Annotated in this window: 8 protein-coding genes; 2 read left to right on the forward strand and 6 right to left on the reverse strand. The window is 49.7% G+C overall.

What is annotated here, in order from left to right:
* Positions 1 to 160: 160 nt before the first annotated feature.
* Positions 161 to 1,000 carry a hypothetical protein gene (locus tag FP815_03750; GenBank protein ID MBA3014051.1) on the reverse strand — a complete coding sequence of 280 codons (840 nt, stop codon included), beginning with the start codon at positions 998 to 1,000 and terminating at the stop codon, positions 161 to 163.
* Positions 1,001 to 1,308: 308 nt separating this feature from the next.
* Here FP815_03750 and FP815_03755 point away from each other — a divergent pair, with 308 nt between their 5' ends.
* Both FP815_03755 and FP815_03760 read left to right on the forward strand, forming a co-directional pair.
* Positions 1,309 to 2,586: a DEAD/DEAH box helicase gene (locus FP815_03755; GenBank protein MBA3014052.1), complete on the forward strand. Its 1,278-nt coding sequence runs from the start codon at positions 1,309 to 1,311 to the stop codon at positions 2,584 to 2,586.
* Between the two features lie 165 nt (positions 2,587 to 2,751).
* A complete protein-coding gene (locus tag FP815_03760; protein MBA3014053.1) occupies positions 2,752 to 3,108 on the forward strand; it encodes an iron-sulfur cluster assembly accessory protein in 357 nt (118 codons plus the stop codon).
* Positions 3,109 to 3,269: 161 nt separating this feature from the next.
* Here FP815_03760 and FP815_03765 read toward each other — a convergent pair whose 3' ends face one another.
* The 5 genes from FP815_03765 to FP815_03785 form a co-directional block, all read right to left on the reverse strand.
* Positions 3,270 to 4,931 (reverse strand): hypothetical protein, encoded by a 1,662-nt coding sequence (locus FP815_03765; protein ID MBA3014054.1) that lies wholly within the window; start codon positions 4,929 to 4,931, stop codon positions 3,270 to 3,272.
* Complete coding sequence (locus FP815_03770; GenBank protein ID MBA3014055.1) at positions 4,931 to 5,716, reverse strand: ABC transporter ATP-binding protein; 786 nt, start codon at positions 5,714 to 5,716, stop codon at positions 4,931 to 4,933. Before FP815_03770 ends, FP815_03765 begins: the two co-directional genes overlap by 1 nt.
* Positions 5,717 to 5,749: 33 nt before the next feature.
* On the reverse strand, positions 5,750 to 7,201 hold the full coding sequence (locus tag FP815_03775) for a transglutaminase domain-containing protein (protein ID MBA3014056.1): 1,452 nt from the start codon (positions 7,199 to 7,201) through the stop codon (positions 5,750 to 5,752).
* 629 nt (positions 7,202 to 7,830) lie between these two features.
* On the reverse strand, positions 7,831 to 9,732 hold the full coding sequence (locus FP815_03780; GenBank protein ID MBA3014057.1) for a hypothetical protein: 1,902 nt from the start codon (positions 9,730 to 9,732) through the stop codon (positions 7,831 to 7,833).
* 30 nt (positions 9,733 to 9,762) lie between these two features.
* Positions 9,763 to 9,966, reverse strand: coding sequence for a hypothetical protein (locus tag FP815_03785; GenBank protein ID MBA3014058.1), 204 nt, complete (start codon positions 9,964 to 9,966; stop codon positions 9,763 to 9,765).
* Between the last annotated feature and the right edge of the window lie 389 nt (positions 9,967 to 10,355).

Consider the following 10,355-nt stretch of genomic DNA (forward strand, 5'->3'; position numbering starts at 1 on the left):
AATATCCGGCCAATGGATAAGCAATCAAATTCCTGCGAAGCCGGATACTAATTATACATTTTCTTCATGGGGTAAGATAGAAGGTGCCGGAGGTAATAATTCACCTGCTGTTCGAGTGGTGGAATTGGATGTTAATGGCAAGCAGATAATACAATCCAGTCTAATGTTCGGAAAAGGGACACATGACTGGATGCAAAAACAGACAATATTCAAAACGCGCAGCAAGCCACAGCAGGAGAGTAAAAGCAGTAATTATGGAACCGACGATAAGCCGATGTTTCATAGTTGGCAGCAAAAACGAATAGTAGCCGATACTTGGCAAGGCGAATAAACAAAAGCCAATAATCTGCCGGACATACAGCTTTCTTCTGTCTTCCGAGGGCAAGATTCCCCCTATACCCTGAATCTTGGTTCTCAAACCAATGTTTACAAGCCCAATGACTACCAAAAAAGCCACACCGACTCCTACGGAATAATCCATAATCAGGAAGGCGAGAAGACTACAGATAGTTAGATTACTTTTGAGAGAATGGACGGCCAGCAGTTTCTGCCGGTGTTCAGGCAACGAGACCTCTCTTACTCGGGACGTCTCTGTCATATCACGACCATGTTCGCCCTCCCTACTCTGCACCTTGTCATCCGGAGCATCAGAAAGATGATACATCTCTTTCAGAGTCTTTGTTAAAAAAAGACCTATTGAAGCAAGTGACAACGCGCCAACAGACCCAAGGATAATTCCCAGTTTAGTCCATGGGAGTCCGGCATCAACGCGGGTGGAAATTAGCACATAGGCCGCATGAATCCACTCTGCTGTTGCCAGCAGCAGGACAAACTGTACTGTCCTGGCCACTAGCGGTTCCCGTATACAAAGAGCCATAACCAGCAGCAAACTCAAGATCGGGATCAGCACATTTCCAGATCTAAGAAAATGAGCCCCTATCAGAATGACACTGATAATTACGGGGATGAGGAAACAGAAAACCACGAAACGTTTTTTCATAACGAACTCCCAAAGGCAATAAGAGGTTGACGAAAATTTGGTTATTACAAGTTACCGCCACAATATGACAAGATCGACAGACTGATCATTGACTTAGGTCAAGGGGAGCAAGATAACCCAACGATTGACAAAAAAAGAGGATATGCTCAAAAGAGCAGGACCGTGACCAGAGAGCGATGAGGCTCGTCCTTGACTTATTAACTCAGTCGTGGTTGTAATCTCTTCATCAACAAATCAGCCAAATCCCCTGCGGCCCTGCCCTGGTGACTCGGCACCATTGACCTCAGCTCTAGCAGGTTCCCATCCTTATGTCATTCTCTTCCCTCGGGCTCTCTGAACCCATCCTTCGTGCTCTCGATGAAATGGGATACACCACTCCCTTTCCAATCCAGATCAAGGCGATCCCCGCTGTTCTCTCCGGCAAAGATGTCATGGCTGCGGCGCAGACCGGCACCGGCAAAACCGCAAGCTTTACCCTGCCGTTATTGCAGCGCCTTACCAACGGCCCCACGGTAAAGGCGAACCACATTCGCACCCTGATACTGACATCGACCCGCGAACTGGCAGTGCAGGTTGCCGAGAGCGTTGCCAGCTATGGCAAACACCTTTCACTGAGATCCGGCGTTGTTTATGGCGGAGTGAAGATCAATCCACAGATGATGAAACTACGAGGCGGGATCGATGTCTTAGTCGCGACACCGGGACGATTACTGGACCTCTTCAACCAAAACGCCGTCAAGTTTTCGCAGGTGGAGACCCTGATACTTGATGAGGCAGACCGAATGCTCGACATGGGTTTTATCAGTGACATCCAGAAAATTCTCGCTCTGCTCCCGAAAAAACGACAAAACCTCCTTTTTTCGGCCACTTTTTCGGGAGCTATCCGCACACTCACCGCCGAACTACTTAAAAAACCGGTACAGATCGAAGTCAACCCTCGAAACTCCACGGCACAAAGTGTAAAGCAATGGGTCTATGAGGCTGACAAAGGCAAGAAGCCTGCCCTGCTCAGCCACCTGCTGCGCAATAAAGGTTGGGGACAGGTGCTGGTCTTCACCCGCACCAAGGATGGCGCCGACCAGCTGTCAAAAAAACTGGGTCGTGACGGCATCTCCACAGCGGCAATCCACGGAGACAAGACCCAAGGAGAACGATCCCGAACCCTCGCCGACTTCAAGGAAAACAAGATCCGTGTCCTGGTTGCCACCGATATCGCCGCCCGTGGCCTCGATATCAATGAACTGCCTCATGTAGTCAATTTCGATCTGCCTAAAGTCCCCGAGGACTACATTCATCGGATCGGACGAACCGGTCGTGCTGGGTGCATGGGGGAAGCGATCTCTCTGGTCAGCGCCGATGAGGTAAAGCTACTTAGCGCAATCGAGACCCTGATCCGCCAGACCCTAGTACGCGAAGTTGCAACCGGTTTTATTCCGACTCACAATGTGCCGCTGACCAATCAGATGAAGCTACGCCCCAAGAAACCAAAGAAACCCAAGCAGAAACAAGAACAACGTACTGCTCAAAGCAATGAACGCGACCAAAAACCACGCTCTCACAAGCCGCGCCGAGGCTCTAATTCGTAGAAATACCTCACTAAACAAAAAGATCCTCTGAAAAAAACCAGTCTGCTTCCGCCCAATCACCCTCCCCCGGCCAATACAATATCGGGCTTGACATTAATCAATCAGAGGACAATATGTTATGAATAGAATGATTACCAGCAACCAATCTCATACGGAGGGATTCAGATGAAAATTATCATCAAAGAAAATGCCGAGAAGATGCTGAAAAACAAGCTCGAGAAAGGACAATTCCTACGGGTCATGGTGACCGAGGGTGGCTGCGCCGGCCTGACCTACACCGCCGAAGTCGGCAGAGAGATGAATGACAATGAGACCACGATCATTGAGCAGGGAGGAATTCGGGTGGTGAGTGACGACAATAGCAGCAAATACCTGGACGGGCTGGTAATCGACTACTCTGACGAGCTATTTAATGGCGGCCTTAAGTTCACCAACTCCAATACCAAATCCACCTGTGGCTGCGGGTCGAGTTTCGCTTTGAGTGGATTTCCGGAAATCCAAGGCGGCAAGTGCACCAATTAGACCCAGCACAGGACAGTTCTTTGGGTAATACGTCCTCAGTGTTCTCTGAAATCATACAGCACTGAATTGACTACTTGACCAGACCAGCTACTCTGCCAGTGCCGCTCCGCTATAACAGCACTGGCAGATATACAATTCTTAGCCAATAACCCCACACCAGGCTAGCCCAGGTTCTCCAGCTTCTCAACCCCCCTCTTGAAGAAATATCCCATCACCAGCACAGCCACCAACAGGACGACAAGTCCCCAAAGTATCACGGTAGCCAGATCTCCACGATGAATGATCTCACCTTTCAGCCATGACCTCGCTACCTGGGCGGTGGGCCAGGCTCCAACTACAAGCACAGCCACCTGATACGTAATACTGGTGAACAGGAAGAGAATAGCACCCATACCCCCCATAGCCGTAGTTTTGTTTTCCGCCTTAAAGTCGGCATAAAACACCCCAAAACCCAGCGCCATGGCCACCACCACCCAAACCGTGATGGTGCTGATATAAACCGAGACCCACCAAATCGGTCCTTCGACCCGCAAGAGGTAACAGGAGGTCAGAACCAACACCAAGGACAAGCCGGTAAAGGGCAGGACATAAAAGAGATATTTATGAACCAGGAAACTGCCCATGGTCAAAGGCGAAGTCCGAATCAAATAAAAGTTGCCCCCCTCTGCCCCAATCGAAGGAAAGACAAACCGAGCCGACAGGGAGGTCAAGACAAAACCGGTCAGACCGATATTGAGAAAAGCGATGAGATTCGTTAGGTACTCTTGTTTCATGAATGAGCGGTCAATGGGTAGCACTTTGAAATTATAGAGATAGATGATAATTAAGGCGCCCACCATAAAGAGCTGAGACCACTCCGTCGAATCCCTAAGAAAACTTAAGGCCTCCTTCTTATAGATCCACCCCACCCTGCTATTAAGCCGATACGGCCCCCGGCTCGAAAACTGTCGGTAGCCACCAAACGACTCCTGTGACTTCGAGTACCCCGAAAAAAACCATCTCTGCATCGCCCACTCGCCTGAGATATACGTGGCCACCGGGGTAATGATCAGGAGCCCAAGCAAGAGCCAATCCACCTCCCTATCCAGGAGATAGAGAGAGAGAAGATTGGCAGCCCAGGCTGCAGGCACATAAGGTCCGGCAGGAGAAGAGATACTGGAGAGATAATCGAGAAAATACCCGTACTTATCTGGATTGGCCAAATCCTCCGGCCGGATCATCCGCACAAAGAAAATGATCAAGAGCCCGAAGCAAAGAGAGAGGTACATGACAATATCCTTAGTCTGACGGGCCGGAAAAAGGTTGACCAGGATAATGGTAATGAACAAGCCAAGGCCAGTAGCAGTCAGTGCGATAGCAAAGACCGCTATTACCGTCAAAGGCATGTAGACCCAATTGACCGCGAAAACGGTCCCAAAGGCCAAAAAGACCGGAATCGAAAAAAAGATCATCATCCACCCCGTGTACAGGGTCACCGTCCAGTAACGCATCAGGTACAGCTCGGCTGGGGTGACTGGAGCGGCAAAGACAATCTCATTATCCTGCGACAGAAAGATGGAGGAGACCGCCGACACCAGACAGGAGAAGATCAGCATGACAAACAAGGTGATCCAGCCCATCTGAAAAATTTTGAGACTCAAAATGATTCCCAGCTCGTTCTGGCGGTGAAAATAGGCGACAACCCTGACAGTAATCAGATAGAGAGCGACATCGACCAACAGACCAAAACCTAAGATGAGCAGGGTTTTATACGGGATCTGGCCGGGCGGGAAGAAACGATTGCGCGCCGACCACCAAAACGGTCGCATCAGGGTGAAAGGCATCATCTCCCCTCGCTGCGCAAAGCCGAAATAACTGACTGCAACTCGTGAGCCCCGGTCAGTTGCAAGAAGATATCCTCTAAGCCGGAGTCGAGCAGATGAGTCTCTCTCCTCAAATCAGCCAGGTTGCCGGTGACCCTAAGACGGCCATCAATGACAATTGCGATTCGATCACACAGTTCCTCGGCAATCTCCAGGGAATGGGTGGAGAGAAAGATGCTGCCGCCGGCCTCGGCATGCTTTTTAAAGAGTTCTTTGACCAGCCGGGCGCTCTTGGGGTCCAGACCGACCATAGGTTCATCGACAATGAGCACCGGCAGGGCCAACATCAAGGCCGAAGTCATGATCAGCTTCTGCCTCATGCCGTGAGAATAGCTTTCGATCAGATGATCCCGCCAACTCAGCAGATCAAAGAGTTCCAAATAATAGTCAGTCTTGTCGTTGAATTGCTGAACCGGGAGTTGATAGAGACTGGCCATGAACTTCAGGAACTCAAGCCCGGTGAGCTTCTCGTAAAGGAAGGGACGATCAGGGATATAACCTGTCTGCTGTTTACAAATGGTGGGTTCTCGGATCAGGTCGCGCCCATTAATCAAGATGCTGCCCTCATCCGGCTTCAAGAGACCTGCCAGCATCTTGATGGTAGTGGTCTTGCCAGCGCCATTAGGTCCGAGAAAGCCAAAGAACTCACCCCGGTCGACCGAAAGATCAATCCGGTCCACCGCCTTGAAGCTCCCGAAACACTTACTCAACCCTTCGACCACGATTGACTTATGATCGCTTCTCATCTCACTTTGTAATATCGCCATTCTCCGATCACCTTATTCTGCAATGGCGACTCGCAGCTTGCCAAGCAGAGCGCCTATCTTAAGCTGCTCCCCGATCTCCCCATGAACGAACTTGATATGGGTAAGATCGGCGGGCAGCTCATTTTTGGTGGTATCAACACTGATCCAATTCTCCCCCATACAGATCTCATTCCAAGCGTGATAGTAAAAGGCCCCGGCATGAAAGGTGACCCCGGCCACTACCCGAGTAGGGATTCCAGCGCTTCGAGCCAGGGCCGCAAACAGGGCAGCATGTTCATTGCAATCACCCTTCCGACTACCCAGGGTGGTCAAGGCATCAGGAAGACCGAGCACTGGTCGTTTTTCGAGATTCAAATAGATCCATTGGCTCAAGGTTCGAACCTTCTCCAACGGAGTTGGTGCCTGAGCGATCAAGGATAGCGCCATTTGTTTGATCGCAGGACTCTCTACTTGGATATATGAGGTAGAGGAGAGTTCAGCGCTCTGTCCCTGACAAACCTGGGCCGTCTCATCCGGCAGATCCTCCAAGGTGACGGTCAAGATATCCCCCTCACGATGCTGCCGATCATTATCCAGAGCCGGAAAAACACTATTTTCCGGAAGTTGCAGCCGAAAACTGATCTCCTTGCGACCGGCAAGGTCCGGCATTGTGCCGGCAAGGGGCACCGAGACCGAACTCAACAGTTCCGGTCCATTCTTGCTAATCTCCGTCGCTCTGAATTCCGGCTCTGCAATAAAAACAAACCCGGCCGGCGTCTCTTCCTTCACCACCAACCCCTCATCATTCAACCAACTGCTGACCCGAATATTGTTGTACGACTCCACAAATCGATGCAGGTTATAGATACGCCCCTGAATAATCTGCTTGTCCCTACCCTTGTATTGCACCACCGCATCCTGACCGGTAAGTAAAATCGGATCAAAGTAAGGCACCTTAATCTTACTGTCCTCATGCAGACTGGCATCAAGGAGATAGGCTCGGCGATTGGTGGAGATGAAGGGGGGGCTATTCAAACTGACGCTATCGGTAATCCTCTCTTTACCGGTGTCAATAACGAAATGAACGGTGGTTCCCTCCACCTCACCGGTCGCATCCATGCGATAAAAGGGAGATTCAAAATGAATGGAGAACTCTTTCAACAGGTATCCGGAAGTAAGGAACGCCCTACCACGCATCCGGACAGGGTGATGTTCATTCAAAATATTCAGCAGGAGATAGGCCTCCTGGGTAAGAGTGATCTCACTCTCTACAGTTTGAGTGAAGGAATTTTTTACATACCCGATTCGCGCCGCATTGAAGTATACCCCCAAGAAACTCTCCTGGGCATGTTGCTCTAGGACCTGAGCCTCCCGCTGGCGTAAGGTGTCAATAAAGTAATCGCGTTTAAGGAGTAACCCAAAGAGGACGAGCCAAGCCATCATCACCGAAACCCTGAATAGCGTGTATGGCCTGACTAGTCTCATAATTAAAGAGGTCAATCTGAAAGGATAGAGGCAACAAGAAAATCAGGATCTCACGTGAATTGCTTGCGCGGTTCACGAGTCCCCAAAGTGAGCATTATACGTAAACGTTCAGCAGCACCGCATCTGCAGCACTGTGAACGTTTACAGTTCCGGAGTTACCTATAGTTTCGGTGCCTTTGGTGAACGGTTATTATTATACATGATTGATGGTCTCGTGAAAAGTTACGGGATGGCTAAGCAAAAAGGGCCGATATACAAGGCGCAGTGTGCTCTTGCGAATGAGGCCACACATATGGCATGTCGAATGAGCAAAAGTGCGCTGCAACGCAGTAGATCGGCCTTTTTGCGACGCCATCAAATTTACCCGGGCCATCTATCGATTGCAAGGATTGAGCAGGCATTACATCTTTTTCGAGAGATCTCTCAATTTCCACCGATCCAGATCACTTCGCCCCCTTCAGCTTCACAACCACCTGCGCCACCGTACCGTTCTGCTAACATCTCTCCATACCGGGCAAACAATAACTTTTCCCCCCAAGTATATGCACCCTGCCGGGCGCACAACAAGAAAGGGCCGGACGAAATATTTTCGTCCGGCCCTTTCCAACTACTCAAACAATTAAATACTACTACTTAATAGCGCACCAGTTGACCCAAGATTCATTATGCACCCGGACATCGGGGAAACCCAGATAACGGAAGATAAAATATGCGTCTGCCGCCAGCTGCCCGGTATTACAGGTTGTAATAACGGTCTTATCCGGGGTGATGTTATAGTTGGCCTTGAGCATCCACAGCAACTCTTTAGGCTCTTTAACGTACCCATTTTCCATCAACAGCGCGCCTATCGGCAAGCTTACCGAGCCAGGGATGTGACCGGCACGGGCTGCCTTTTCATGCTTGCTGATCCCCTGAGCCTGAGCAATCCCACGAACATCGGCGACGACAACCCTTGCGTTGTCGACATTCTTGGTAATAAACTCACTGCTCGCCAACACCTGAGGCTGGAGGGTGACTGAAAAAGTTGCTTCCTCCGCCTCGGTCGCCTCTTGCACCAGATGGACTCCGGCCTCATGCAAGGCCTCGACACCGCCATTCAGATAGGAGACATTCTTTGCCCCGGCGTACTCAAGCACCCAGATCAAGAATGTGGCATTACGTCCATCCCGGTCATAGACCACGATGTGATCATCCGCGCTCAGTCCTGCCTCACCAAAAATTCTCGCAATCTCTTCCTGAGCCACGAGCTGCATCGGCTTCTCAGCACTCCAATCATAACGCAGACCAGCTTCCAGCGGACTCAAGGATAAAGCTCCCTCAACATGGCCCTTGTCATAGTCCTTCTGCCCTCGGGCATCTACGAGCTTGACCGCCTTAAGGTTAGCTTTAAGCCAATCCACATTAACCACCATCGCGGAACGAACGGTAGTGATCGGCGCCATGGCAGGTTTAACCTTTTCATGAGCCTTCGGAACCATGCTGTCCGGGACCACAACATCTTTATTGGCCTTGATTTCATAGTCGAGAAGATCCTTTTCGCTCAAGAACAACTCCCGATTTCCGTGACAATTATTACAGGAAGCGTTCTGCCAGGTCTTACGCTGGATATTATGGGGTGAAGTCCGCTTCCAGTTTGGAACCTTATCAAAATTGGTCAGAGCATCCTTAACGTAGAAAGCGAAAAGCTCTTTATCGGTTGGCTCGTGACGTACAAGCATATAATTATACCCTGCCCCCGGAGCCTCCTTATCGTAATTCAGACCAATTTTCATGCCTTCTACTTCCTTTTTATTCTGGAAATAATAAACACCATTTTCATCTTTACCGGTATGACAACTATAGCAGTTCACATAGGTCTGGGAGTGACAGACTTGGCACTGAACCTTACCGATATGAATGTTGTGATCACGAACCGAGCCGTTCTCAAGTCCCTGATGGCAAGAAGTGCACTGCACCATCTCCTTGAGGTGGTAGCGTCCTTTAAGATCATCAGGGGCTGCAGCGTGCATCTCCTCGGCCTTATGGCAGGAGACGCAATCCATATTATACTTGGCAGCATGAACATCCCCTTGGCCCCGGTCACCGTAGAACTCGTTACCGATGCGACTACCATGGCAGGCCGTACACTGATTTAAGGGGTCGGACCGTTTCTGAAAGACATGACCATTGACAAAACCTTTTTTAGCGAACTTAGGCCGGCTGACATGACATCCACCGCAACTGGTATGACAGGCAGCACAATGTTTGGAACGGGCCTCATCAATCTCTGCCCATTTACTCATATCACTGCGAGTTTTCAGAATGGTAGGGAAGGTAGAGAGAGTAGCGTGGAGAGATTTCTTGGCAGTGGCGACAATTTCCGCATGACATTCGCCGCAGGCCTTTTCTGGGGTCTTGATTGAAGGATGAGGCTCCATCCCCTGATGAGCGGCCGCTTTATCCTGGCTCTTGGGATCTCCGCCATGACAAGACTCACAACTCTGCTCGCCATGGATAGTAGCGAAAAAATCTTTGGATACAAGAACTTTCATTTGTGGCTCTAACTGAGCCACTTTTCCGCCTCAGCCAGCGCCAGCTTGCTTCGCCGAACTCTTGACCTCGACCTTGGCCAGACTAGCCGTCAGTTTTGCCTCATCCGTATGACAAATAACGCAGCCTGAACCTGACTGATCAGCAGCAAACGCCGATGGAACCGAAGCCCCCGCTAACGCCAACAAACTGCCAGCCACCATAGCAACCACTTTCAATCGCAACCTTTTGTTCATTCACTACCTCCTTTTTTTCAATTAACGATGAAGAACCTATGGCGAAACCTACACGCATCCTCCTGCTCCGACAATGCGGCATATTGTCGCATTGTCGGAGCATAATCCATAAAAAATATATGAGGAAAGTATCATGTTAACAAAAAGAAAAAAAGGAAAAACTATACAAAAACTAGTACAATATTACTATGTAGTACATTTATCAAGCACAATCCTGGCAACTATCGACTCATTGTTATCTGCAAAACGTAACCATTCACTAGAGTCACCAAAACTACAAATAACCCCGGAACAATATACGTTCAGCCAGATCCATACCTAAAAGACATTGTAATCGTTCACCAGAAGCGTTGAACGTGCGGATTTCACCGGACTGTAAACGTTTACCG

This window comes from Desulfobulbaceae bacterium, assembly GCA_013792005.1.
In the GTDB taxonomy this organism is placed as follows: domain Bacteria; phylum Desulfobacterota; class Desulfobulbia; order Desulfobulbales; family VMSU01; genus VMSU01.